The 26220-nt window shown below is 42.9% G+C and carries 19 protein-coding genes and 5 pseudogenes; 20 read left to right on the plus strand and 4 right to left on the minus strand.

What is annotated here, in order from left to right:
- Window positions 1-597 precede the first annotated feature (597 nt).
- The 10 genes and pseudogenes from F458_RS0118185 to F458_RS20275 all read left to right on the plus strand — a co-directional run bounded on the left by F458_RS0118185 (window position 598) and on the right by F458_RS20275 (window position 13419).
- A complete protein-coding gene (locus F458_RS0118185) occupies window positions 598-2211 on the plus strand; it encodes an HNH endonuclease signature motif containing protein (protein WP_018984873.1) in 1614 nt (537 codons plus the stop codon).
- Window positions 2212-2461: 250 nt separating this feature from the next.
- Window positions 2462-2782 carry a helix-turn-helix domain-containing protein gene (locus F458_RS0118190; RefSeq protein ID WP_026294791.1) on the plus strand — a complete coding sequence of 107 codons (321 nt, stop codon included), beginning with the start codon at window positions 2462-2464 and terminating at the stop codon, window positions 2780-2782.
- On the plus strand, window positions 2766-4208 hold the full coding sequence (locus F458_RS19905) for a HipA domain-containing protein (RefSeq protein ID WP_018984875.1): 1443 nt from the start codon (window positions 2766-2768) through the stop codon (window positions 4206-4208). The genes F458_RS0118190 and F458_RS19905 overlap by 17 nt, the downstream gene beginning before the upstream one ends.
- Window positions 4209-4351: 143 nt before the next feature.
- Window positions 4352-4537, plus strand: a complete 186-nt coding sequence (locus tag F458_RS0118200) for a hypothetical protein (RefSeq protein ID WP_018984876.1) — start codon at window positions 4352-4354, stop codon at window positions 4535-4537.
- Window positions 4512-4988 carry a DDE-type integrase/transposase/recombinase gene (locus F458_RS20785; RefSeq protein ID WP_018984877.1) on the plus strand — a complete coding sequence of 159 codons (477 nt, stop codon included), beginning with the start codon at window positions 4512-4514 and terminating at the stop codon, window positions 4986-4988. Before F458_RS0118200 ends, F458_RS20785 begins: the two co-directional genes overlap by 26 nt.
- Window positions 4989-5068: 80 nt before the next feature.
- The gene (locus tag F458_RS19910; protein ID WP_156824298.1) at window positions 5069-5308 is read left to right on the plus strand and encodes an integrase core domain-containing protein; all 240 of its coding nucleotides are present in this window, start codon (window positions 5069-5071) and stop codon (window positions 5306-5308) included.
- Between the two features lie 9 nt (window positions 5309-5317).
- Window positions 5318-5629: pseudogene (locus F458_RS20585) on the plus strand (transposase); the annotation flags it as partial.
- A 228-nt stretch (window positions 5630-5857) separates the two neighbouring features.
- Complete coding sequence (locus F458_RS20955; RefSeq protein WP_156824299.1) at window positions 5858-8800, plus strand: fibronectin type III domain-containing protein; 2943 nt, start codon at window positions 5858-5860, stop codon at window positions 8798-8800.
- A gap of 171 nt (window positions 8801-8971) precedes the next feature.
- Window positions 8972-10918 (plus strand): hypothetical protein, encoded by a 1947-nt coding sequence (locus F458_RS0118225; RefSeq protein ID WP_018984881.1) that lies wholly within the window; start codon window positions 8972-8974, stop codon window positions 10916-10918.
- 11 nt (window positions 10919-10929) lie between these two features.
- Complete coding sequence (locus F458_RS20275) at window positions 10930-13419, plus strand: RHS repeat domain-containing protein (protein WP_169334852.1); 2490 nt, start codon at window positions 10930-10932, stop codon at window positions 13417-13419.
- 489 nt (window positions 13420-13908) lie between these two features.
- Here the strand turns inward: F458_RS20275 and F458_RS0118240 are convergent, their stop codons facing one another.
- Window positions 13909-14691, minus strand: coding sequence for a hypothetical protein (locus F458_RS0118240; RefSeq protein WP_156824300.1), 783 nt, complete (start codon window positions 14689-14691; stop codon window positions 13909-13911).
- Between the two features lie 180 nt (window positions 14692-14871).
- Between F458_RS0118240 and F458_RS0118245 the strand changes: the two genes are divergently transcribed.
- Window positions 14872-15168: a transposase gene (locus tag F458_RS0118245; RefSeq protein ID WP_018984885.1), complete on the plus strand. Its 297-nt coding sequence runs from the start codon at window positions 14872-14874 to the stop codon at window positions 15166-15168.
- Here the strand turns inward: F458_RS0118245 and F458_RS0118250 are convergent.
- Window positions 15130-16281, minus strand: coding sequence for an IS30 family transposase (locus F458_RS0118250; RefSeq protein ID WP_026294792.1), 1152 nt, complete (start codon window positions 16279-16281; stop codon window positions 15130-15132). The two genes, F458_RS0118245 and F458_RS0118250, sit on opposite strands and share 39 nt — an antisense overlap.
- Window positions 16282-16378: 97 nt before the next feature.
- On the opposite strand from F458_RS0118250, the gene F458_RS20590 reads away from it, so the two are divergent.
- Window positions 16379-16723: an IS3 family transposase gene (locus F458_RS20590; protein WP_211213208.1), complete on the plus strand. Its 345-nt coding sequence runs from the start codon at window positions 16379-16381 to the stop codon at window positions 16721-16723.
- 232 nt (window positions 16724-16955) lie between these two features.
- A pseudogene (locus tag F458_RS19920) lies at window positions 16956-17395 on the plus strand (integrase core domain-containing protein); the annotation flags it as partial.
- A 138-nt stretch (window positions 17396-17533) separates the two neighbouring features.
- Here F458_RS19920 and F458_RS0118265 read toward each other — a convergent pair.
- Together F458_RS0118265 and F458_RS20280 are read right to left on the minus strand one after the other, a co-directional pair.
- Window positions 17534-18079, minus strand: coding sequence for a hypothetical protein (locus tag F458_RS0118265; RefSeq protein ID WP_018984889.1), 546 nt, complete (start codon window positions 18077-18079; stop codon window positions 17534-17536).
- Between the two features lie 74 nt (window positions 18080-18153).
- Complete coding sequence (locus F458_RS20280) at window positions 18154-19308, minus strand: M12 family metallopeptidase (RefSeq protein ID WP_018984890.1); 1155 nt, start codon at window positions 19306-19308, stop codon at window positions 18154-18156.
- A gap of 249 nt (window positions 19309-19557) precedes the next feature.
- On the opposite strand from F458_RS20280, the pseudogene F458_RS21115 reads away from it, so the two are divergent.
- The 7 genes and pseudogenes from F458_RS21115 to F458_RS0118310 all read left to right on the plus strand — a co-directional run.
- Window positions 19558-20374 (plus strand): annotated as a pseudogene (locus F458_RS21115) (IS3 family transposase); the annotation flags it as partial.
- Window positions 20375-20667: 293 nt separating this feature from the next.
- Window positions 20668-21213, plus strand: a pseudogene (locus tag F458_RS21120) (IS110 family transposase); the annotation flags it as partial.
- A 525-nt stretch (window positions 21214-21738) separates the two neighbouring features.
- Window positions 21739-22116: a helix-turn-helix domain-containing protein gene (locus tag F458_RS19940; protein WP_018984892.1), complete on the plus strand. Its 378-nt coding sequence runs from the start codon at window positions 21739-21741 to the stop codon at window positions 22114-22116.
- Window positions 22116-23438: a type II toxin-antitoxin system HipA family toxin gene (locus F458_RS0118290; protein ID WP_018984893.1), complete on the plus strand. Its 1323-nt coding sequence runs from the start codon at window positions 22116-22118 to the stop codon at window positions 23436-23438. Before F458_RS19940 ends, F458_RS0118290 begins: the two co-directional genes overlap by 1 nt.
- A gap of 560 nt (window positions 23439-23998) precedes the next feature.
- Complete coding sequence (locus F458_RS0118295; protein WP_018984894.1) at window positions 23999-24331, plus strand: hypothetical protein; 333 nt, start codon at window positions 23999-24001, stop codon at window positions 24329-24331.
- Complete coding sequence (locus tag F458_RS0118300; protein WP_018984895.1) at window positions 24331-24669, plus strand: hypothetical protein; 339 nt, start codon at window positions 24331-24333, stop codon at window positions 24667-24669. Before F458_RS0118295 ends, F458_RS0118300 begins: the two co-directional genes overlap by 1 nt.
- 11 nt (window positions 24670-24680) lie before the next feature.
- A pseudogene (locus F458_RS0118310) lies at window positions 24681-25848 on the plus strand (IS3 family transposase).
- Window positions 25849-26220 lie beyond the last annotated feature (372 nt).

A 26220-nucleotide genomic window follows, 5' to 3' on the forward strand; every position in this document is an offset into this window, starting at 1 on the left:
GCAGACGACTTCATTCGCTATTCAAGCGTTCCGCAACTTTCATTTCAGTAAGTCTTGAAGCTTACTTGAAAAGGCAGCTAGGGGCTGCCTCTTCAAGTAAGCGTTTCCCAGCTACATGATAGAGGAATCAGCCCTGGGTATTTTTGTACAAAACGTCAGCTAAGCTTACCGTCATACACATGCATGTCCTTGAAGGCATCCAGGGCATACTGAAGAGCAGCTGTACCCGTTAGAGGCTCTGCGGGTATTGTTTCATAATCATCTTCAATAAGGCGATCTTCCTCTACCTTGGTAATGCGTTGGAATAGAAAACATGATGCATTGTTTATTTATTGCATAGGCTCGTACCAGCTCACAAAATGACAGTGTGTGCTTTTCGATTTCATTCATATAGAAACGTAATAGATTCATATAGTAGAGATGCCCTGCTGAGTGTATTTCCAGTATATGTGGTCTTTAAAGTCTCACCAAGTTTACTGTCTTCGAGCCTTAGTGTGTGGTTAAATTTTCAAATACATCTTATTGTCACAAGTGGATGTAAAAGTAAGCGAATCCTATAAAAAGTAACGAACGATTACCCACTATAAGGAAGCACACATGAGACCCTTCACCCCCCAGGCTGTCGGAGTTGCAGCTGCACTACTTACCTCCAACGCTTTTGCAAACATTCAAAATGCTGGTTTCGAGACCTGGAACGGTAATCAGCCTTCAAGCTGGACCACCATAGATTCCGGTATATCTGTTAGCCAATCTACTTCAATTGTTTACGAGCAAGCCGCATCTGCAAAAATCATTGTTAATACTGGCTCTCAAAGCTCAACAGATTTCAGGCAAACGATAGATGTGCAGGCTGGTCAGCAAATCGATATTGCAACCTGGGTATATCATACTGAGGGTAGTGTAGCAGCCAGGCTTTATGTGGACGGGTATCACAATTACTCCGATCATACACTAACAGGTCAGTGGCAAAAGCTATCGTATGCGTATACACCGGGTACTACCGGTCAGATTGAAGTGGGTCTTAGGTTTTACGACCAAGCCGGGTTTGATGGCTCTGAAGTCGTTTATGTAGACAATTTCAATCCCGCGGCTGGTGCAGGTGAAGACCCTGGAGCTTGTAGCTCTAATGCGGGAAACCTAACACTTACCACAGACAGCTATGGCGCTGAAACCAGCTGGAGTATCACTGATGGGAGTGGGTCTACAGTTGCTTCTGGCGCAGGCTATGCCAGCAGTAGCACCACGCAAGAGTCTCAGTGCCTTGCTGACGGGAGCTATACTTTTACCATAAGTGATGAATACGGCGACGGCATTTGCTGTAACTATGGTAATGGTAGCTATGAGCTAAGCTTTGGGTCTACCACTGTGGCTTCAGGAGGTCAGTTCGGTAGTGCTGAGTCAACCAACTTCACCCTTGGCAGTGGCAGTGGCGAAGGTAGCCAGGGAGGCTATTACGATTCAGCGCAGGGAAAAACCGGGTATGCCTTAAAAACAGCGCTTTATGACATTATCAAAAACCACTCTTCACAAAGCTATTCCTCTATATGGAACTTTTATATCTCCTATGGTTTGGATACCTATGGTGAAAACGACAGTTCGATTTATGATATCTATTCTGAAAACGCGAATGGTAGCGATCCGTACACTTATGCTGGTGGCTCAGACCAGTGTGGCACCTATCAATCCGAGGGAGATTGTTATAATCGGGAACACACCTTTCCTAAAAGCTGGTTTGGCGGCGCCATATCGCCCATGAATACGGATATACACCATGTATTTGCATCAGATGGATATGTAAATGGCCGGCGTAGCAGCTACCCTTATGGTGAAGTTGGCTCTGCTAGCTACACCTCAGCTAATGGTTCAAAGCTAGGCAGTGCAAAAAGCGGGTTGGGTTATAGCGGCACCGTGTTTGAGCCTATTGATACTTTCAAGGGCGATATGGCGAGAGCTTATTTTTATATGGCCACTCGCTATGAGAATCAAATAGCAGGATGGGAGAACAGCAATAGCTCTTCAGATGCAGCGCTAAATGGTACAAGCGGCCAGGTTTTTGAGCCATGGTTTATAGCAATGCTACTACAATGGCACAAGCAAGACCCGGTAAGTCAGTTTGAGATAGATAGAAACGATGCAGCTCAAGGTTTTCAAAGCAATCGTAATCCATTCATCGATAATCCGCAGTGGGCAGGGGACATCTGGGGTAATTGATACGGCAAGTTGGCACCCATAGAGTGAGCTATTGGGTGCCATCAATCACTTCTTCTTTGAGTCGCCAATCTATTGCACCTATCTAAGCTAAAATAGTCGCAAATTAAACGCCAACCTATTGGCCTAAAGGTAAAGGATAGTTAACCTTTGTAACCAATGGGCTCTGAATTTTCTAAAAGTTAACTAAAATTGACCTATAGAAATTTTTTCTCTATATTTTGTTTAAAGTAAACTACATTTAACTTTAAAGATGAGTCATGTAAAAGCGTTTCGCAAAGGTAAATCAGTAAAGCCGTCACCGATGCCTGATTTAAGCGAAAGTTTCTCGCCTCAATTGTTAGCGAAAGCAATTAGTGCAAAGCGAACAGGGTTAAAGCTTTCCTTGGAGGATGTAGTAAAGGTCCTTCCCATCTCTAAACCTACCCTTGTGAAAATCGAGAAGGGAGATACTAACGTAAAATTGGCTACGCTATTACTTGTTATGGAGTATTTAGGCCTGTCGTTCTCCCTCATCTCAGATGAAACGGCCGATCTTACAGATAATGGAGATGATCATGACGAATGGTACTAAGCAAAACAGTCTGCATGTATACCTGGGCCATGGCCGTAAGATTGCCACACTCACGCTTCCAACAGGCACTGAGACAGAAATGGCTATGGTTTATGAGCCAAACTGGCAAAAAGAGGGGTTCCCCGTTTCGCCTCACTTGCCCCTAGACGGTAATTTTGAACGTAACGCCGTACGAAACTTCCTGCAGAACATGCTCCCTGAAGGTAAAGGCCTGGAAGAAATAACGACCAATACCACGCTGTCAAAAAACAATACCTTCGGGCTGATTAAGCTGATTGGTAGCGAAACCTCAGGGGCCTTATCCTTTGCCAGTGGGGAAGAAGGAAAGAAAGAAACGGCCTTTCGTGAAATTTCCGATGTTGAGCTAACCAATAAGCTCTCAGGTATGAAGCGTACTGGTGCTGCTATAACAATCTGGGATGGTAAAACACGACTATCTGTTGCCGGTGTGCAGGATAAACTGAACTTGTTAGAAATTGATGGTCAACTGGGGTTTGGTGAAGGCGCCCTGTGCTCAAACAAAATCTTTAAATTTGAAACTGACAAAGCGCCATTTATCGCCGTGAATGAGCTCTTCACAATGACTCTGGCAAAAAATGCCGGGCTTGATGTGCCACCAGTTGAAATCAGATCATACGGCGAGGTTCGAACCTTCGTGATTGAACGCTTCGACAGAAAAGTTGAACTGGCTAACATGCGGGTTCGGCGCAGGCATGTTATAGATGGTTGCCAGGCAGTTAACCTTCCTCCTTCGTATAAGTATGAGAGGCAGCATGGTGACGAAGGCGATGGTATATATATCCGTGATGGAGTCTCCTTTGCGAAGCTTTTTGATATTGCTGTGGCCAACCCACAAGCTTACCGGGTACAGTTAATCCGGTGGATGACATTTAATATTCTTGCTCGCAACTATGACGCTCACGGTAAAAACATAAGCTTTTTTGTTAGCCATAAAGGCCTGACGCTGGCGCCGTTTTACGATCTGGTAAATATCGAAGCAATCATCAGCGATATACAAGCCCGGCAATCCGCCAATCCCATTGAAGTTTCAAATTCTACGCAACACTTTGCCATGTCCATAGGTGACCATGAATCGGGCGGGGAGGGGAATTTTAATCCGCCTATCACGGCCTATATGCTTGCTGATATGGCGGTAGAAATAGGGATGTCGCTTCCACGAATGCAGTTATTAATGACTCAGATGATTAAATCAGTCTCCGGCGCCATTGAAAGCACCTATGAGCAAACACTAGCCCAGGGGCCCTCTAACGATGAAGTGAAGCATGTTGGACTTTGTATCAAGGTAGTAGAGCAATCAATCGCAGAGCTAAGTGCCCAGGTCTCACAAAAACACCGAAATGGAAGGGGTGGTTTGAGCCTGACCCCGAGGCATGAGCGAACTTATCTCCAGGTAAGAGCAGATTAAGATAGGTTTACCCCACACGAACGACTTTACTTAGCGCTCCGACAACCTGAAACAAAGTAATACTTATGACGTTTCCCCCACTGAATTAATCCATCGCATTTAGGAGTTTTCTCACTAAACTGAAAGAGTACGAGGAAACGACAATGCGGAAATCTAAATTCAATGAAGAGCAAATCGTCAAGATCCTGAATAGCAAACTGAAGCAATTGCTTGGTGAGAAGGAACTGGATATTTCAGCATTGAAGGCGGCCTTGAGGGAAACTACCACTGAGTCGTGCGGTGCGCCGCCAAGCAGTGGCTCATATGCTGAACAAAACAAAAGTCAGTGAGCGACGAGCGCGTCAGCTTGTCGGGCTGTCTCGCATGACGTGGAGGTACCAACCGAAGCCAAACGCTCTGAATGAGCAACTAAACCAGCGCTTGTGTGAATTAGCGAAACAGCGTCTTCGTTTTGGTAGTCCGAGATTAACGGTATTACTACTCCGTGAGTTTGGTGTGGTTAATCACAAACGCATTGAACGGTTGTACGCACAGGCTGACTTACAGATACCCAAGCGCAAGCGACGCAGCCGGGTTGGCCCTCAGCGTCAGGTACCTATGGAGCAAGCCAGTAAGCCTATGCAGCGCTGGTCGATGGACTTTGTGCACGATGCCCTCTATGACGGAACACGCTTCATAGTATTTAACCTGGTTGATGATTACACACGTGAATCCATTGCGATTGAAGTCGACAACAACATGACATCAGAACGTCTAATACGCGTATTTGAGCGGCTGTGAACGGATGTTGGGTTACCCGCGCAGCTGTCTTGTGACAGCGGCTCGGAATTCACCAGTCGCGTTTTATTAGCCTGGGCAGGATGGCGAAACATGGATTTGCAATTTATTCGTTCCGGCAAGCCAACGAAAATGCGTTCGTCGAAAGCTTTAATGGTAAGTTCAGAGATGAATGCCTGAATCAACTCTGGTTCAGAAATCTGGTTGAAGCAAGAGACATTATTGAGCGATGGCGTCTTGACTATAACTATCAAAGACCACATCGCTCACTGGGACAACTTACACCGATGGAGTTTAAAAATCTCCCACAACCGATGGTTTAGTTTTAGGGGGAAACGTCATACCCTCAAATTGCTAAATCATGGCGTACGCACTGGTATAACCTTAACACCCTGTTCAATTACGCTGAAGATATCCGAAAGGCGGTTTACACAACCAATGCGATCGAGTCACTGAACAGCGTTATCCGCAAAGCAATCAAGAAACGGAAAATTTTCCCCAGTGATGACTCAGCCAGAAAGATGGTGTACTTAGCAATTAAAGACGCCAATAAAAAGTGGTCGATGCCGATTCATAACTGGCGTCAGGCGATGAGTCGTTTTATTATTGATTTCGAGGAACGCCTCGAACAGCATATTAAATAATGGCAGTTACACAGAATCTGTTACAGGCTCTTTTTCAACGATACTTGTGCAAAAAAATACTTTCTCTACTCCTCCTAAACGACAAATCACAAATATTTTAAATTTAATTTAAATCTTATTGACAACGCTCTGGTTGAGTATAAGATTCATCCAAATTCCACGGAAGGAATGACAATGTGTTTATGCGTTTACATTCTTTTCCAAGTTTAGTTGCATTGGAAATAACGCATGAAAAGAATGATTTATTTAGTATTTTTTGCAATGAACTTCTTCGTATCACACGAATTAGCTGCAATGACGCTCTCCTCCACCAAGCCTGACTCTCAGGGAAACTTCACTCTCAGCTGGCCAAGCCCGTCTAACGGGAATAGTGTTTATAAAGTATACGAGTATTTACCTAGCACAAATACTGAATCTTTAATTGAGTATGTCCGAGCTCCCCGTATAAGCTTAAAGCGTCCTGGCGGCCGACACTATTTTTTTGTAGTTGCTATCGGTCGTGCTCCAGATGCTCGCTATCCAGAACTTACGGTAGAAGTACCATTAGCCAAACCCCCTAAAATTTCTTCTTTTTCACTATCTAATACCGGCAGTACTTATGATACAGATGGGTCAATTAAACTAAATTGGGGCTCTGTTAGTCACGCTAAACGCTATAAAATAAGATATAGAAAAAATGGTGGTAGCTTTTCATACAAGACATCGACATCAACGTCCTTTACTTTATCAGGATTGAGTGACGGGACATGGGAGTTCTGGGTTAAAGCTGACAATATAGGCGCAAATAACTATGTAGTTTCTGGCTCTTACTCAAACGTACGGTCGAAAAAGGTAATGAAGAAGCCCGGTACACCACCCAGTTTGAAGGCATCAGAATCCCCTTCTTTAGATGGTACTTTTCGCCTGTCGTGGGGCACATCCTCCAACCGTGTTACAAAATACCAGTATCAGCGGCAATATAGCTCTGGGAACTGGTCATCGTTTTATAGTACAGGTCTCAACCGGCATCTTGATGTATCTAAGGGCGATGGGACTTACACTTACCAGGTCAGGGCGTGTAACGAAGCAAGTTGTGGTAATAAATCGAAGGTTACTATAACGGTAATGAAAAGACCCGGTGTTCCGGTGTCACTCAAAACAAGTGAAAGTAAGTCCAATGATGGTACCTACAAAATTAGTTGGTCCCAGCCGGCTAACAGGGTTACCTATTATCGTTGGAGAGTTAGAAAGAACGCAGGAAGCTGGTCATCCTGGAAGAATAATAGTCGAACAACATACTTTAATCGTTCTGACTCCGATGGTAAATATGATTTTCATGTTGCAGCCTGCAACGAACATAGCTGTAGTAGTAGCGGAAGTGTATCAACCGAAGTAATTAAGAAACCGACCATGCCTTCTAGCTTTTCAAGCTCAGAGTCTAATTCGTTAGATGGCACCTTTACCTTATCGTGGAGCGCATCGTCTAATCAGGTCACAAGATACGAATGGCGTGTTCGCAAAAACAGCGGTAGCTGGTCTTCCTTTACCAGTAATGGTACTTCAAGAAACTTAAACCAGTCAAAAAGCGATGGGGTTTATGACTATCAAGTTAGAGCCTGTAATACATTGAGCTGTAGCGGTATTAAGTCAACATCAGTATCTGTGTTGAGAATACCAGGATCACCACAGAATTTAACCGCAGATACCGACCCAGTAAGGACCGGAGAGGTAAAAATAAGCTGGGGTGCTGCCAGTAATACGGTCAGCTACTATAAGTATCAATATAAAATGGTAAGAGATACACAATGGTCTTTTGAAGTAAACGTTGGAACTAAAAGATATCTAAAGAAAAGTTTACCTGATAATGATTATGTCTTTATTGTATATGCCTGCAATGCTTCAGGCTGCTCAAATGCGCCAGGTATCGTTGTAAGATTTGACTATATTGAGCCTGTTAGAAATTTGGGAGCGGACAAAACCCGTTCATCTGATGGTAACTTCACACTTTCATGGGGAGGGGTGACTGATGCAGAAAGTTACAAATGGAGGGAGAAGAAAAATGCTGGAGCATGGTCAGGTTGGTATTCGCAGTCAGGAACTTCTAAAAAGTTAAACCGGGAAGATGGAAGCTACGAATATGAGGTAAAAGCATGTATTGGGGGTGCATGTAGTATTACCCGTAGTACTGATGTGCAAGTTCTCAGGAAACCGTCCAATTTGACGCTATCGGTGTCAGACGATATTTCATTAAATGGTGAGTTTACAATTACCTGGTTGCCTATAAATGAGACCATTGAGTGGGTTGAATATAAATTCAGGCAGCTGGGGGTCTCTAACTGGACGAATGCGACACGCTCGTCAAGTAAAAACCAAGTTTCTGATGCTAGAGTAGATGGCGCTTACGAATACCAAGTTTTTGCGTGTAATCAATCAGGTTGTAGTTCTGGAAGTATCATAGCTGTAGAAGTTGTTAAGACACCCGGACCAATATTAAACCTGCGTACAACTGTAGCAGAAACAACAACAGGCACCTTTTCAATTAGTTGGTCTAAACCCACCGTTAACCGGACTACCCATTACGAATGGCGTGAGTTAAGGCAGGGAGCTAATTCGCAACATGATTTTACTAGGACAAATGAAACCTGGCTTGACTTTGATGACAAGCCCGATGGGGAATACTCCTACGAGGTAAAAGCTTGTAACTCAGGTAGCTGCGGCGAAAAAAGAGTAGTTCAAGTGGATGTATTAAGTACGCCGTCACAGCCTGCTGGTTTTACCTCTTCAGCAAACCCCTCGGAGGATGGAAACTTTACTCTTAGTTGGAATAAGTCGAGTGGTTCTGTCTCTCACTACGAGTTAAGTGAAAAGTTGAGCGCTGGTGCATGGTCCTCATATATCAATGTTAATAAAGTTACTTCGAGCGTTCAATCTAAAGAATCTAATGGGCTTTATATGTTTAGAGTAAGAGCCTGCAACAGGTTGAGTTGCAGTATTTCTACTCAGATATCCGTATCAGTCGATTCAAATTTATCCGCATGCACCGATTCGCCAGCCGCAGACTCTTCAGTAGAGATAGCGTATTCATATGACGCACTTGGGCGGCTAACTAAAGTTACAGACTCTACTGGTTGCAACCGAGAGTATACTTTAGACGCAGCGGGAAACAGAATGGAAGTAATATTTACAAATTAAGACATGAGATTAACTATTAATATAATTAACATCCTTTGAAATACAAAAATCCTGAGGCTATTTAATTAACGGCTGAAGCAGTACTAATAGAAGTTTTATATGTAAATCGGTATTTATCATAGAAAAATTGACTTATTAAAATCTTGCATTACTAATTAAATGGAATTCAAAATGCAGTTATCACAATTTCATGCTTTTAAAAATAAGAATAATAGTGTTATCGCTACTCTGACATCTTTGCTTCTAATTACTTCCTTCATATCATCAGCTGAAGTGGAGGGGGAAGCTGTCGCTGCGAAAGGACTCGACCCACTTCCAAGATTGTCGTTTGTAGATAGGGCTGGAGTTGATGTTATCAGCAACATGCCTACTTTTAGTCAGACTGACTTGAAGATTGGTAGCGGTGTGGGACAAATTGAACATACAATTTCTCCTGGCTATAATGGATATTTTTGGGGATTTAGAGATAGTGTACTTGCTGATGTAAAGATATCTACAGAATCATCAAGTACCAATAAACAAACCCGTACAGTTTCTATTGGCTTCTCCTCTGACAGATTTTGGCCTACCAGTGCAACTTTATCAGAATCCATAACGGGTAATGGTGCAACGCTCGAACAACCATTATCAGGCCCATTTGACTATATCTATACGTCTAAAGATGGTGTTGAAGCCCAATTCTCAAACTCGAGTACGACAACAATACGCTACCCCAATGGTTTAAAATACTATCAGGATGCTCGCAAGGGAGATGTGGATAACAGAGATAGAATAGTGCGCAATAACGCAGGTTACGCATTAGTTTATAAATATGCGGATTATCCCGATGGTACAAGAACGTGTGAAAGTCCAAACACAGTATCTCCGAACTGCGGCGATGATGTAGCTGATAAGCTCTTTCCTATTGAAGTTATAGCGATAAATGCGAGCACATGTGACCCTGCATTGATTTCTTGCCAAAATATGTCTCTTTGGCCCCGCGTCTCCTATACATGGCCCTTTTCTTTAGATCTATTTGGGCTGGAAGAATATGGTAATGAATTTGCTGATTTTACCGTAACTGATGGATTCGGTGGAACTACTGTATATAGGCATAAAAGGATGTTCTCAGTGCCTGGTGTTAATAACTTAAATAAAGACTTACAAGTAGATATTGGCGTTCATGGAATAAAGCCCAAGCCTCGCATAGTTGGAGTAAAGCTTCCAACAAGTAGCGGTAAATTCAACAAAAGCTTTGAGTATTCAGATTATGCTCAATGCAAAGTCGAGTGCAATCATGGTAGTTGTATTGAAACATGCTCCCTGAGACAAATGCTTATTGATACAGCAACAATTGGGGATGCTCAGTGGACCTATGATCATTCGCAGCCAGATACTATTTATCGTTCTACTGGCTCAAGTGAAGGTCCTACTGGTAATTATCTCAACGTAGTTCAAGATACTGGTTTCTACTTAAATATTTTGCTGAGTGTGGCATCTGCAAATATGAAAACAACTTTTGAAACCTCTGAAAGAAATCTGCCATTAAGCGTTAGCGTTGACGGAGTCGAGGAGAACTATGAGTATGACAGTAGAGGTAATCTTACAACTATAACGAGGACCGCTAATACTGACTCCTCAGAGTCGGACTTAATTAGAACAGCTAATTATCCTGATACATGTGTGGATAATAAATTATGCAATAAACCTATGTGGGTTGAAGACTTCAACGGATATAAAAAAAGTTACTCTTATCACAGTAATACAGGTCAATTAAAATCAGCAACGTATCCAGCTAATGAACAAGGTATTACTCCTCAAACACGTTATAGATATGAAGAGCATTTTGCTAGCTATTATCATGCGACAGGTAGCAAGATGATAAGTAGCGACGGTATATGGCTTCTAAAAGAAGAAAGTTTTTGCAAGTCTGGAAACCCGAACTCCACTGAAGGCTGCTCAATTGCTGGTGACCTCGTTAAAACCTCTTATGAATACAATTCTGACAACTTACTTCTTACATCAAAAACAACAACTTTAGCTGGAGTTATTCAGCAGAAGTATTGCTTCGAATACGATGAGCTTGGAAATTTGGTTGGAAAGACGGAGCCAGCAGATAACTCTGCGATATGCCAATAGGACTTCTGAAAATGATAATACGAATACTGGTTTTAGTTTTTTTACTTTGTTCTTTTCACTCTTCAGCAGAGGTCAATCAATCCTCATCGGCTTATAAAACTGCTTATAGATATAATGATGCCCAACAGCTTACTGGTGAAATATCCTCAAGACCTAATAAGGACGGGGCTCTCGCTTTTCTGGCTACTCGATATTTCTACAATGCAAACGGACTCAATCATAAAGTAGAAAGTGGCTATTTAAATAATTGGCAAAATCTCAATATAGAGCCTGAAAATTGGAGCGGCTTCACCGCTGTAAGTACGTTGTTGAGCAGATATGATGATTTTGGTCGTGTAATAGAAGAAAAGTCGCTGTCTAACGGTCAGGTTAAAAATTTAAAACATAAAAGTTACGATTTAATCGGAAACTTAGAATGCATAGCTGTTCGACTTAACTTAAATTCTACTGATAATGCCTGTAACGCGAGTATCTCAGAAGATGGATACGACAGGATTACTAAGTATACTTACAACTCTCAGAACAAAATTCTCAAAATATATAAAGCTTATGATACACCACTAGAACAAGCCTATAGTACTTTTGCCTATTCCGGTGGGGTAAAGCAAAGTGTTCAGGATGCAAGTGGGAATGTCACCTATTACACGTATGATGGGCATGAAAGGTTAAAGCGACAATATTTTCCAAGCAAATCAAATGTGGGACAGTATGACTCAGGAGATTATGAGGAGTACAATTATGATAATAATGGAAACTTAAAAAGTTTAAGAAAGCGCAACGGCAGTTATATTTTTTACACCTATGACAATTTGAATAGGTTAGTAAAAAAAGATATTCCTAATACATCCGCTAAAGATGTTTATTACCAGTATAACAATCAAAACTTAAAAGTTTCTGCAAGATTCGGTTCACATGCAGGTACAGGCGTTAGCTTTCTCTTCGATGGTCTAGGAAGAAAGCTGACCGAAAAAAGTGATACTTCCGGTTCTATGAAGACTATTGCTAGTAAGTATGATTTAAATGGAAATCGAACAAAACTAATACATCCTGACGATATTTCTTTTGACTATACTTACGATCAGCTCAACCGGCTAAAAACCATCAAAAAAACAGCTGGCGATAACTTAATAACTAAAGAGTATCTGGATAAAGGTACACTCAATAAAATTACTAGAGGTAACTCATCAGAGACAAATCTGTCTTTTGATGGAGTTAACAGGTTACAATATTTAGATCATAATTTCTCCCTGAGTTCTGATAACTACTCCCAGTCACTTTCATATATAGGCTCTAATCAAATTAAGGGAAGCTCTACCTCGAACTCTAAATATGTGTTTACGGGTAGAGGCGCCTTTGATGGACCTTATTATGCTGATGGAAAAAACCAATATGAAACTGCAGGAACTGCTGGAACGGTAAACTATGATGAAAACGGCAACCTAAAGTCTGTTAACGGATATTCATACACATACGATATTGAAAATCGATTGACCGAAGTCTCCGGTAAAAAAACGGCAATTTTCTCATATGATCCACTGGGGAGGTTAACTTCTCAAACGATCAGTGGGGTTACTACAAACTTCCTCTACGATGGTGATTCCTTGATTCTCGAGTACGATAACCAAGGAAATATTAGAAAAAGATATGTTCATGGGAGCACAGTTGATAGTCCGCTAGTAAGCTATGAAGGAAGCTCTATATCGGCAGAAGCAACTAAATATCTTCATAGTGACTTTCGCGGATCAGTCATGGCGTCTTCAAATAGCTCTAATACTGTTGCTCATATAAATTCTTACGACGAGTTTGGAGTTCCTGCCGATGATAACACCGGTCGATTTAGCTATACAGGCCAAATGTCCATATCAGAGCTTGGCCTTTACTACTACAAAGCACGGATTTATCATCCAAAGCTAGGTCGATTCCTGCAAACTGACCCTGTGGGATATGAAGATCAGATGAACCTTTATGCTTATGTAGGGAATGATCCGATTAATATGACCGACCCAACTGGTAAGTTTGGAGTTTTTGGGTTTGCAGTCGGTTTTGTTGCAGACTCAATAGCGCAGGTTGTAACTGGAGGCTTTGAGAATTACAGTATTCAGCAAGCTGTAATTAGCGGAGGTGTTGGAGCAGTAACGGGGGGGATGGCGTCTGTCGCGAAAGCCAGTGTATCTGTTGCTGGGAAGATTGTTGCTTCACAATCAGAAAGAGTATTGGCGACAGCATTTGTTGCCACTGGAACTGGAGTTACAGGAAGTGGAGCCTATGCGATAAATGAGTCGTTAAATGGGGAAACTCCAACATTAGAAAATACTGTTACTAATGGTGTATTAACTGCCGCTGGCCCAGGAAAACAAGCAAGCAGTGCAATGAAGAGCGTCAAAGACTTTACACAAGACACGTTCAATTCATTGGATAATGATTTAGTAGATGTTTCGACGGATATGATTTCTGAATCAGCTTCCAAAACAATTGATGCAAGGCTTGATGAGAAAAGGTAGTCACGAATTAATGTGGGGCTAGGATGTCTGAGGAAAAAAGCTTTTTTAAGAGACCTATCAGGTATGCTCTGATAGGGACGATAGTTTTAATGTTTTTTGTTACATTTCGGCTGCTAATTGGAGAACGCGTTGGCACTACCTATGAAATAGCGATTCGCTATATCTTAGCTTGGCCTGTATCTTTCGTGTTTGTCTACATTACATTATTGTTGTATCTGTATTTTAATCCTGATGCGGACAAACCAAGAAAAGGTGGAAAGAGTTAATTTATCGAGTTCTTAATCACCAAAGTACGAGCCTCGCTTGTATGGGCCTTTTTTTGATCACATTTTACAATACGGAAGAAACTAACAGCATAGTGAGCACTGCGTGGCAGTTGAATTGATCACTCGCTAACAGCAATCGTCGCAACTTAAGCCAGTGCCGCTAGGTAGTGGCACTGGCTTAAGTTGATCGCTTCTACTGCTATCGGCTGCACAGCTCTGCTGATTAAAGGTGATCAGAGTGCTGTTTGGATTGAACAGATTTAAATAAGGTTCTCTCAAAAATCTGGTGCTTCAATTCTGTGAGTGTTGTGGGGGGGTGGTCGCAGTCAAAAAGGATATCGATAAGTGGTTGCATTTCTGTGTGGCAGATAAACGCATAGAACTCAGCTTCTCCAATTTGAGTTCGTGGCACCAGACCGATGAGACAGGCTTGTTCGTGTAATCCTTTATAGAGGTCAATAGCCTTTTCAATTTTCAGGCTATCCTCTGCCAATAATCGCATAGGCAAGTAACATCGCTGACCATTCGAAGCGATGACAGGCCAAATGTAATGATAAACATTAAGTGGCTTGTCAAAATAGAGCGGCCAGAACTGGTCATTGATGTGTCGATAAAAATCAATCGCGATACCGTTGAAAGGTGCCATGTTTGCCAGCTTTAACAGGTATTTGATCGCTTCAAGCTGATTCATGTCCAGTGTTTCACCATCCATCGCTGTATCTTGCAAACACCGTGCTATTAGCCAAGTGAACGCGTGGATGTCGGTTTTCTTTATTAATGACCGCATAACCTTTTTGGGCAGTGATGGCTTTTTTATCAGGTTGCCGAACTCATCTTCTTTAAAAAGGATATTCACGTAGTGCGCCGGAAGGTTGCTTAATGCCTCATTCACGGATTGGGTTGTCGGGTGGCGATTATCGATGAGCTGCCACAGTGGGTGACAAAGTAACGCCTTAAAGCCAAAGTCCGTTCCAATACGCCTATCTATGTCATCAACAGTGTTCACGCGAACCACTGGCTGTCCATTCATTTTAAGGTTAAAAAATCGAGATGATTTATTTAGCCAGTCAGTTTCGCAGCTTTCCTTTTCCTGCGGTGTTTGAAGCCGCTTTTTTATCTCATTGGACTTCCCAGACTTTGCTAGACACTTTTAACAGTTACAATGTAACTTCACAATGAGGTTTTTATGAGCAAAGGCAAACGATATACCCACGAGTTTAAAGTCGAGGCCGTTAAGCAAATTACTGAACGCGGGTATTCTGCCGCTGACGTGGCAGAGCGGCTCGGCATTTCAAGTAATTCGTTGTACAACTGGCAAAAGCAGTTGGATAAAAAATCTGAACCGAAGAAGTCCGCTGATGATTCTGTCCGTATCGCTCAGCTAGAGGCTGAACTCAAGCGGGTGACGGAGGAAAGATACATTTTAAAAAAGGCCGCTGTAAGTTCAAGTGAACATCGCAACACTCCTTTCAATCATGTGTGACGGTGTTTTAAATTTCAATGTTTTTCTTGGTCGTTCATTTAGTTGAGTTGCGACTTCACTGAGTCGGTCTTGAGAGTGCGGTGATAGATCCGTCTTTTTAGGGAAGTATTGTCGAATAAGGCTATTAGTGTTTTCATTCGTACCTCGTTGCCATGGACATTGTGGATCGCAGAAGTAAACTGGCATGCCAAATTCCGCTGTTAAAGCACTATGTTTAGCCAGTTCCATACCTCTATCCCAAGTAAGCGATTGGCGGTATTTAGAAGGCATTTGTTTAAACACCGCTAACAATGCTGTATTCACTGAGTCTGCGTCTTTTCCTGCTAACTTCAAGATGATTGTGAAACGCGATTTCCGGTCTACCAATGTGGCAATATGAGTGTTTTTAGAGCCTGTTACTAAGTCGCCTTCCCAGTGGCCGAGGGAACGTCGATTATCAATATGTTTTGAGCGTTCGTGAATTGAAATGCCGTTAACTATATTGATGGAACCTCTATCACCTTTACGACTATGAAACCGACTGTGCCGCATAGACCGCTTTCTTCGTAAATGCTCAGTCAACGAGTGATGAATAATATTCCTTGCCCTAACGTACAATGACTTATAAATAGTTTCGTGTGATACCTGCATTTTCTTACGCCGAGAATACTCGACACGTAGCCAACCAGATATTTGCTCTGGCGACCACTTCAACTCTAGCTTCTCTATAACCAACTTTTTCAGCTCTGGGTATTGTTCTAAAACACCAGGCTTTGGCCGCTCGGCCATTCGTTTCGCACGGTTATCGGCATCAACTGCTTTGTAATATCTACGCCCTCTATTTCTGGCGATTTCACGTGATATGGTCGAGGGAGAGCGACCTAGTTGTCTAGCTATCGCTCTAATGCTCATCTTTGCAGACAATGAAACGCGGATTTCCTCGCGTTCTGAAAGTGTTAGGTGGGAAATATTACGATGCCTTGGTCTAGGTTTAATGCCACCATCTTCACGTAAAATTGTGAATACCGATCCCGGCTTTGCCTCAATGATACGACCAATATCACTGAACCCAGCACCTTGCTTCCATAAATCAAAAACAAGTGTTCGCTCATCTTGAGTAAACGTACGTTTTATTCGCTTCATCCAAAGTCCTCATGCAAATCAGTATTTTAGTATAACTGTTGCATTGACCACTTGAATCTACAGCAAGGTACTTTGCAAGCTTGCCAGAGTGAAGTACGCCTTTATCCGTGACCATCAGCGAGAATTTTCGGTCGCTGCGATGTCTCGCGTTCTAAAAATCCACCGCAGTGGTTTCTATGTCTGGCTGAAGCAGCCCTCAAGTGCGCGAGCGATTGAAGATGAACGCCTGTTAAAACTGATACGTGAATTCTATATCGCCAGTGGAGCAACATACGTCAGTCCCTGGATCCATCGTGACTTACTGGAAGCCGGAGAATCATGTAGCGTTCATCGTGTAGCGAAGATAATGCGTAGAAGCGGGCTTCGTGCACAAATTGGTTACCAGCGTCGATACATTAAGAACGGCAAGCCCTCATGTCCACTTCCCCGTTAATGGCACCATCACTTACCATCAAGCAACACAGCCTAAGCTCGTATGCCAGCATGATACTGGGAGGTCTGCATGGATAACGCAACGGCTTCACTACCACTCATGCTCAAGCAGTTAAAGCTCGCCACCATGGTTAAAGAATGGGATGCGCTGGGCAATAAAGCCGTCAAAGAACAGTGGACACCCTGAGCAGTACTTATCGGAGCTCTGCCATATCGAGTGACGTTTCCCCCTAAAACTAAGCAACGGTAGGCGGTTTCGTGTTCTGAACGTAGTTGATGATTTCTAGAGAAATGGTTGGCCAGCTTGTATCAGTTTAGATTAGTGGACGACAGGTCGCGCGTTTTCTCAGCCAACTGATAGCTCTACGAGGAAAGCCCAAAAAGGTTATTTGTGTACCACGGTACAGAATTCACTAGCAAGGCGATGTTCTTCTGGAGTAAAGAAACAGGTGTTGAGCTTGGTTTTATCCAGCCGGGTAAACCGACACAGAATGCATTTGTCGAGAGCCTAAACGGTAAGTTCAGAAACGAATGCCTGAATCAGCACTGGTTCAGAACCTTAGATGAAGCAAGATACGAAATCGATCAATGGCATGAACACTACAATAACGTTCGACCACATAGCTCACTGAATTATCTGCCGCCTGTTGAGTATGCAAAACGGGTAGCATAATATAAAAAATCTCATCGTAAGATTGGTTCTAATTCAGGGGAAAGGTCAGTGGACACCACAATGGTATAGCAAAAATATGCCGCTCACCTTAAAGGAGCGGCATTAGAACATAAGAGTATTTTCTGATAAAGAATGAAACTAAAAATGATACCTTAAACCAAGTTCAAATGAGCTTCTATCTCCAGACGTTTGGGCAGCTAAAACGACGTCCAAATCTTCAATAGCGTTTATACCAACACCCAACGCTGCACCTGCACCTGATCCACTAATATCCTGGCCAGTAGATTCAACCTCGTAAGATGAGTCTGAATATTGCGCCGAAAGAAACGCATAAGCTTTGGAAGAAAACCCATATTGTAATGATGCAGAAATTCCGTAAAGCCTATCTAAAGAAACATTATCACTAGTAAGCAGATCACCACCAAATCTCACATCGGATAGGTCATCATCTCCTATGCCTTCACCATATGATATTTTAGGTACAAATTTAAAGTCAGGGCTAAAAGAGAGTTCATAACCTAAGGAGATTACTGCAGCCTGAACATCAAAATCTCTGACTTGTGAACCAATTTGTTGCTCATCTGATATCCGCTGATAACTTATTGAACCAAAAGTATCAGCCATTGAATAAAACGAGGCGGAATATAGCGCCGCCAATGCAAAACAATGAATATGTTTTTTCATGATTTACTTTACCACGGAGTTAATTAATTGATTGAAAAGTGAATGAATATTGGACTCAAAGGTTAAGCTAGCACCTAATAGCATACGTTGTAGTATCGCGCATAATCTTGATTAGAGTTAGCTGAACGCTCACCAGCTGAGTTAACGCCTACTACTCGTACTTGCGCCGCACGGGGAACTGGCTCGTAACTTGTAGTCTCTGTCGTGGTAGTCAGTGTATACCAGTTAAAACCATTCTTATATTCAACTACGTAGTAAGATGCCCCAGGCATCGCTCCCCAACTAGCAATACCGTAGCCTAAGCATAAATCTGATTGCCAGTTGAAATTTGATATACTTTCGAAGTGACCATAGGTATCCGCGATTGCCGATGTATCTTGAGCAGTAAGTGTGGAAGAACCATAAACAATATTGCCAGATTTATTGGTAAACAATGGTTCTGAGTCGTCATGCACACAGCTTCCTGATGTGATTGAGCCATAATGCATTACAGAGTCAATATCGTAAGGTTTATTGGTACTTAAGTCAGACTTGATATTAAAGCTTGAACGGCAATCATTTAAATTTGGATAGTTGACAGATATAAAGGTATCACGATCAGGCCGCTGATGCTCATGTTCATACCCTATAGCGTGTCCCATTTCATGTGTTATGGTCCTTGTCCGAAACCCAGAAGACTTATTTAGCTCAAGATTTTGCTTACCACCTTGCATTCCTACGTATGACCGCCCAGCAGCATGATCACCAGAAGAGGTATAAATAAAATTAACATAGTTTGATTGGTTGGTCCTTGGTACAAACTGAAGCCCTGTATTAATTGACATCTGTGACAAAACCGCAAGAACCTTACTTTTCTCAGCGTTTGTATAGGCAGTGCTGAACGAATAGGGTATAACGCTTTGTGGCCATATCTTTGAACTTGCTTGACTAGCCAAGGTCGTCATATCCGTGTTATTTCTGTTTTTTTGTTCTTCACCTCCCTCATAAAAATCGGAGGCATAACCAACAATAATATCACCGTCACGTATTATCTTCCCAAATTTCTCTTGGACTTCAATGGTTGATACGATTTCCTTTCCATTTTCATCCACATGAACAACTTCCATGGTATGCTCTTTAATAAGATGGTTATCTTTGGAATTTAATTTTGCTTGACTTGCAATGGTGGGGAGACTTAGTAAAAGAGTAAAACATGAAACGACTGATAGCGCGTTCTTTCCTGAAAACATAAAACATCCTTTTATCAAATTGTTACGAAATCCCTTTTCGCATATGAAAGTATCAACCTGTATCTTCTGGGTCAAGCATTGATCTTAAATAAAAGCCTGCAGTGTTTATCAGCTAAGAAAGCAACTTCATCCCGTCCATCCATATCCTTAATTAGATGCAAGTGATTATATGAGCTGAGCTATACGGGTTCTATACAGATTTTACGGGCACATCCATAAAGAGGCATACTATGCCTAGAAGGAGTGTCTATGACCAAGCGAAGAAAGTATTCCCCGGAATTTAAACGCGAAGCCTTTTTACTGACCCAGCAATCGGGCGTGAATTGCCGTCAGATCGCACTGGATATCGGTGTTAATCCTAACCGGTTAAATTGCTGGAAGCGTGAAGCTGAACAATCCAAAGAGCAGGCATTTAAAGGGTACGGCAGCCCTCGCGATGAAGAGATGCCGAAACTGAAACGGGAACTGGCTAAAGTCAAAAAGGAACGTGATTTTTTCGCGAAGCGGCAACCTTCTTCGCCAAAGAGTTACCGTAAGGTATCAGGCGATATCGCGTTGTCGCGAAAGCTTTGCAGTTCGAATGATGTGCCGCTGCCTGAATGTTTCACCGAGCGGTTATTACGCGTGGGTGGAGCGTCAGCCAAGTGCGCGTGACATCGCCAATGCACAATTGCTTGAGCAAATGCGTGAAATTCACGACGATAGCGGCGGTATCATTGGCGCACCACGCATGCATGAAGATCTGTAAAGTGAAGGTATTGAAGCCAGCTTAAATCGTATTGCCCGGGTCATGTCAGTCAATGGGCTGTATAGCTGGCCGCGTAAGAAAGGAAGAGGCGCAAAACGAAAGTCAGTGCGTCCTGCCGGACTTGCCAACCATCTTGAGCGCGACTTTACGGCGCAGGAGCCGGAAACCAAGTGGGAGCCGGAAACCAAGTGGGTCACTGACATCACTGAAATCGCGACACTGGAAGGCAAGCTCTATTTGTGTGTAGTGCTTGAACTGTTCAGCAAACTCATCATGGGCTGGTCAATGCATCATCGTCAGGAGCAGCATAACGTGGTGCTGCACTCTGATAGTAATAATATCTTTGCTTTGTTTCATGGTGTAAATCATTTATTAATGTTTCATGATTGAGACATGGTGCCAATAATGTACCGGGCTTTCTGACCCACACTCCGATCGACGGTTTGTGTCATTCCTTGGATCTTTCGATTGTCTGGTTTCATTATTTGGTGAGGGCTACTTCGCTAATATTTTTGACTCAAGAAGGGCCTGGTGATTATCTCATTACTGTCATGTCCAAGTATTAAGTTTGCTGCTCTCTCCCATATCCTTTGAACTGACGGAAATACGCAATGAATCAATCAAAAGTGGTTGAACCTGGATATGTTGTTGGCGGCGTAGATACTCATAAGGATATTCACGTTGCTGCGGTTGTAAATAATTCAAATCAAGTCCTAGCGAGCGAGAGTTTCCCGACAACGCGATACAGTTAGAAGAAAATGCTGAGGTGGATGACATCATTCGGCAAAGTCTCTTGTGTAGGTATTGAGTGTTCAGGGTTATATGGCCAAGGCTTATTGCGTTACATGCAATCTAGTGGAATAGATGTATTAGAAGTAACAGCGCCCGATAAGTCTGATCGTCGCAAAAGAGGGAAGGACGATACGTTGGATGCTCAAAATGCTGCGCATGCAGCTTTCAGCCTACATTAAACGGTTACACCCAAATCTAGGGACGGAATGGTAGTGTAGTTAAGAGTTCTGAAAAGTTGCCGTAAAAGTGCTTTGACGGCCAGGACAGTTGCGTTACAGATGATAAGAACAAGTATTGTTTCTGCTCCGGAAGAATTGCGTGACACGTTACGACATATGACCCGGATGAGTTTAGTCCTTACCCTTTATTTTTTATGTTCAAAGGAATTAGAACGATGTTAAAAAATCTATTGTTTTCGTCGCGCTGACGCTCAATCTTGCTGCATGTGGTGGGGGGGACCCTGTAACCGGAAAGGTTGAAGGAAACGGAAGCTGAATCACGCATAACGCTATCTGACACCATTCATTATAAAACTAAACCTGAGCGCATCTCTCAGTGCCAGACTCGGCGATCAGCTTTTCCTTATTATTATATGATTTTGTATGGCCTCTCGTCGTTCTGTAAACTCCCATCTTGCACTGAATTACTATATTGAACATGCACAGCCCTCGTGAATGGTTTAGAAAGGGAAGTTAGGCTCTTTGTCTAATACGCAGGCAGGCGCTAGGGTTCCAATTAGAGAAGTAAATATTTAATAGTGTAAATAAGCACTGCAGTGTCGATTTATCGACATAATAATGCTTTTATGCAATATAAAGGTAATTGTTTAATAGTGCTTTTATGCATTATAATGTCAATATATACTCTTAATAATGGAAATAAACACTATTATGGATTTCGATAGAAGAAGTAACGCAGCTATTTTGGAAATGATAGGTAAACGATTCTTGCAGGCGCGTCTTAATGAAGGGCTAGAGCAACAAGAATTGGCTGATAAAGCTGGGGTGAATGTCTCAACTGTTCAGGGCTTAGAGGGCGGTAAACGAAGCGTTGGAATGTTAAAGGTGCTAGCTATAATGCGTGCTTTGGGCAAGTTACATGAAATAGATAATTTTATGCCGGAGCCGCCAATTAAGTCAGCATCTTTGCTTACAACAAGGAATGAAAAGCGTAAGCGTGTTTCAAAAACTAAGGGTGATAAAGAGCCATCACCGGGTTTTACGTGGAATAAACAGATTCGAAAATCACACGGAGGTAAGGGCAAGTAATGGCAGAAGTAATCGAAAAGGCTGATGTATATTTGTGGGATACCTTAGTGGGCTCAGTCACCTGGCAAAGGGGATTGGGATTCTTTGAGTATTCAAAGCACTTTCAGCGTTCGGGCATAGAGTTGTCACCAATTAAGATGCCGTTAAGCGGTAAGTCCTATTCGTTCGGTAATTTATCAGAAGAAACCTTTAAAGGTTTGCCAGGAATGCTGGCCGATAGTTTGCCGGACAAGTTTGGTAACCGATTAATCGACCAGTGGTTAGAGCGTAATTCTCGCGATCCAGAATCATTCAGTCCAATAGAGCGTCTTTGTTATATTGGCTCTCGTGGTATGGGGGGGTTAGAGTTTAGGCCGACTGTAGGTGAGTTAAAAAAAAGCGTATCTGTGATTCAATTAAGTGAACTGGTAGATTTAGCGAATAAGGCCCTCCAAAAAAAGACAGAGTTAACTGAGACGTTTGATCATGAGAGCCAGGAGGCACGACAAGAAACGGTTGAGCAAATTATTTTAGTTGGTACATCAGCTGGTGGTGCGCGAGCAAAAGCGGTTATTGCATGGAATAAAGAAACTAATGTCATTAAAACTGGTCAAGCTCCGGCTGGTGAAGGTTTCGATTACTACTTATTAAAGTTTGACGGTGTTGAGGGCAATAAGGATAAAGAGTTGCTCTCAGATCCAAAAGGTTTTGGTTTACTTGAATACGCGTATTACTTAATGGCCTTAGATGCCGGCGTTGAAATGAATGAATGTCGTTTGTTTCAAGAAAACGGGCGCTCTCACTTTATGACTAAACGCTTTGATAGACTTAATGGTGGTGACAAGATTCACATGCAATCGCTGTGTGGTATGGCTCACTATGATTTTAATGTGTCTGGTGGCTATTCTTATGAACAGGCAATAGGCGTTATGCGTGAAATTGGTTTATCGGCCAAGGAAATTGAGCAGTTCTATTTGCGGATGGTTTTCAATGTGGTGGCTGTTAACCAAGATGATCACACTAAGAACATTTCGTTTTTAATGGACCAGTCTGGTGTCTGGCAACTGTCGCCAGCTTACGATATCACTTATAGCAATGGTACTGGCTGGACGAGTAAGCATCAGATGACTATTAATGGTAAATCACGAGATATCCAATTAGACGATTTATTAGCGGTGGCGCATTTTGCTGACATTAGCAGAGCAAAAGCTAAGAAGGTGATAAAGGCTGTGGTGGAAGCGGTTTCTAATTGGTCGCATTACGCGAAAGAGTCCGGTTTGATTGCCTTTGGCAATATGGATGAATTTGTGGCCGAAGTTGGTAACGCTCATCGCTTGTACTAGGCGAATGACTTATAGTCTTCGATAGATGTGGTTTTATTGTCTGTTTCTCATTTAAGGCTAACCGCTATACTTCAAGAGGTAATACTTATCTTGTATAACTATTTTCAATATTTCGGGGGGTGAGCAGCCCTAGCATTGTTGCCCTTCAAATCTCACTGAAGGGTAACGAGGCCTTTCAATGCCTAATTGTTGCCCTTCTTACTCCAATTATTGTGATTAAGGATAATCGTCAGGCGCCCGTACTCCTTTTGTTTATTATAAGAGAGTAGTTAGGTCTCATCTTCAGTATTAAACTGTAATACTAAGTAATACAGATTCATTCTGTCTAAATGTTTCCCTTCCTCCGCTATATGCAATGACTTTGAGGCAGCATTTTAACTTGCCTAAATAGTTAAAACTTTTCTGATTTATCAACGTTATTGTCGTGCTCCCAATAGGGCACATGATGTAGCCTTTACCCCAACCAGTTACATAGACCCTGCAACCTAAAGGCATGATTCACCTTATGCAAAGCCATGCTGCCATGGTAAATCTGCCTTGACGGCCCTCAAGGATTAATAATGAAAAAGTATATTGCTTCCGGCTTTCTTTGCGGTATATCGATATCTGCGCACGCTAATGGGAATGACGCCCAGCGGTTACACTGTTTAGTAAACAATGAAAAGCTCAGCGTAGGTGAGTCCCGCTGGATAGCCGACCCCACATTAAAGGAGATGGGAGCAGGGAATGATTGGGCTGGCTTCAGGGTTGTCTGCAGACAAACCGTCAAAGTCATTCCATCGACCGGGAACGCCGGCTCTGTCATTAAAAAAGGTGAACCGGTACTGATGATGACTGAGTTTAGCGAAGACTACTTTCAACATGTCGTCAATCCTGAACAGAACGAGAAGTAATGGGAAGTGAAAAATTGAAGGGCTCTTTTGACTCGAATGATATGAAATCAGCGTCATCGAGTTTAATTTCTTTGATGGCCGCTGTTTATTGTCATGAGAATAATATAACCCTTTATGCCAGGGGGAATGACTTAGGTTATAGCCCGGACTTTTTTAAAGGTGAAAGCGAAGATTGGGCAAGGAAGTACTTAGTTGGAATCGCTTTTGAGGCGCTGACCGTTAAGGCTTCTGAGTATCTATGCAGATGGGTTAAAGAAGTTTTTGACTGCGCTGTAATAGTCGGATGGGTTCTACCCAGATTTTACGGACACATCCATAAGAAGGCATACTATGCCTAGAAGGAGTGTCTATGACCAAGCGAAGAAAGTATTCCCCGGAATTTAAACGCGAAGCCGTTTTACTCACCCAGCAACCGGGCGTGAGTTGCCGTCAGATAGCACTGGATATCGGTGTTAACCCTAACCTGTTAAATCGCTGGAAGCGTGAAGCTGAACAATCCAAAGAGCAGGCATTTAAAGGCCACGGCAGCCCTCGCGATGAAGAGATGGCGAAATTGAAACGGGAACTGGCTAAAGTCAAAAAGGAACGCGATTTTTTGCGCGAAGCGGCATCGTTCTTCGCCAAAGAGTTACCGTAAGGTATCAGGCGATATCGCGTTGTCGCGAAAGCTTTGCAGTTCGCATGATGTGTCGCTGCCTGAATGTTTCGCCAAGCGGTTATTACGCGTGGGTGGAGCGTCAACCAAGTGCGCGTGACATCGCCAATGCACAATTGCTTGAGCGAATGCGTGAAATTCACGACGATAACGGCGGTATCATTGGCGCACCACGCATGCATGAAGATCTGCAAAGTGAAGGTATTGAAGCCAGCTTAAATCGTATTGCCCGGGTCATGTCAGTCAATGGGCTGTATGGCTGGCCACGTAAGAAAGGCAGAGGCGCAAAGCGAAAGTCAGTGCGCCCTGCCGGACTTGCCAACCATCTTGAGCGCGACTTTACGACGCAGGAGCCGGAAACCAAGTGGGTCACTGACATCACTGAAATCGCGACACTGGAAGGCAAGCTCTATTTGTGTGTAGTGCTTGACCTGTTCAGCAAACTCATCGTGGGCTGGTCAATGCATCATCGTCAGGACAGGCACATGGTCATGCGTGCCGTCGAAATGGCGGTCTGGCAGCGCCAGGAGCAGCATAACGTGGTGTTGCACTCTGATCGCGGGACACAGTTTACCAGCGGCGATTATCAGAAATTACTCAAACGCGAAAACTTAACCAGTAGCATGAGTGCCGTAGGCCACTGTGCAGACAACGCTGCCTGTGAAGGGTTCTTCGGTGTGCTGAAGCGTGAACGGATTAACTATCGACAATATCGAACAAGGGACGAAGCGAGAGCTGACGTATTCGATTACGTCGAGCGGTTCCATAATCCAAGAATGCGACGTAGACTAGCGAACCAAGATAGTAGGTTTACGTCTTTATCAAACCGTCCGTGAAAACGGGGCAGAACCCGATGGGCTGAGTACAGCCTGAAAAGAAAATATGCTCAACTGCATCGATAAGTTCATTTAAGCGTATCAGCCAACGATCCCGATTTTTCGAACATAAATGCTAGAGACTCGCATCGCATTGAAAGTACCCTGACACCTTTGTTTTTTAAGGGACTTTGAAATGTTAAAGAAATCCATCGTAGTTATCGCACTTTCGCTTAATCTTGCTGCCTGTGGTGGGGGGATCCGATTGCCGGAAGGGTTGAAGGTAACGGCCAACAGGTTGCGCTTATCTCTGCTAATGGTGCCGTCTATAAAATTGATAACAGCAAGTTCGAGAACTGGAAGGCCACTATCAGTAAAGATAAGCAATTACCGGATACAAAAGCGGGCCTGCTAGCATT

Source organism: Salinimonas chungwhensis DSM 16280, from assembly GCF_000378185.1.
Classification (GTDB): Bacteria; Pseudomonadota; Gammaproteobacteria; order Enterobacterales; family Alteromonadaceae; genus Alteromonas; species Alteromonas chungwhensis.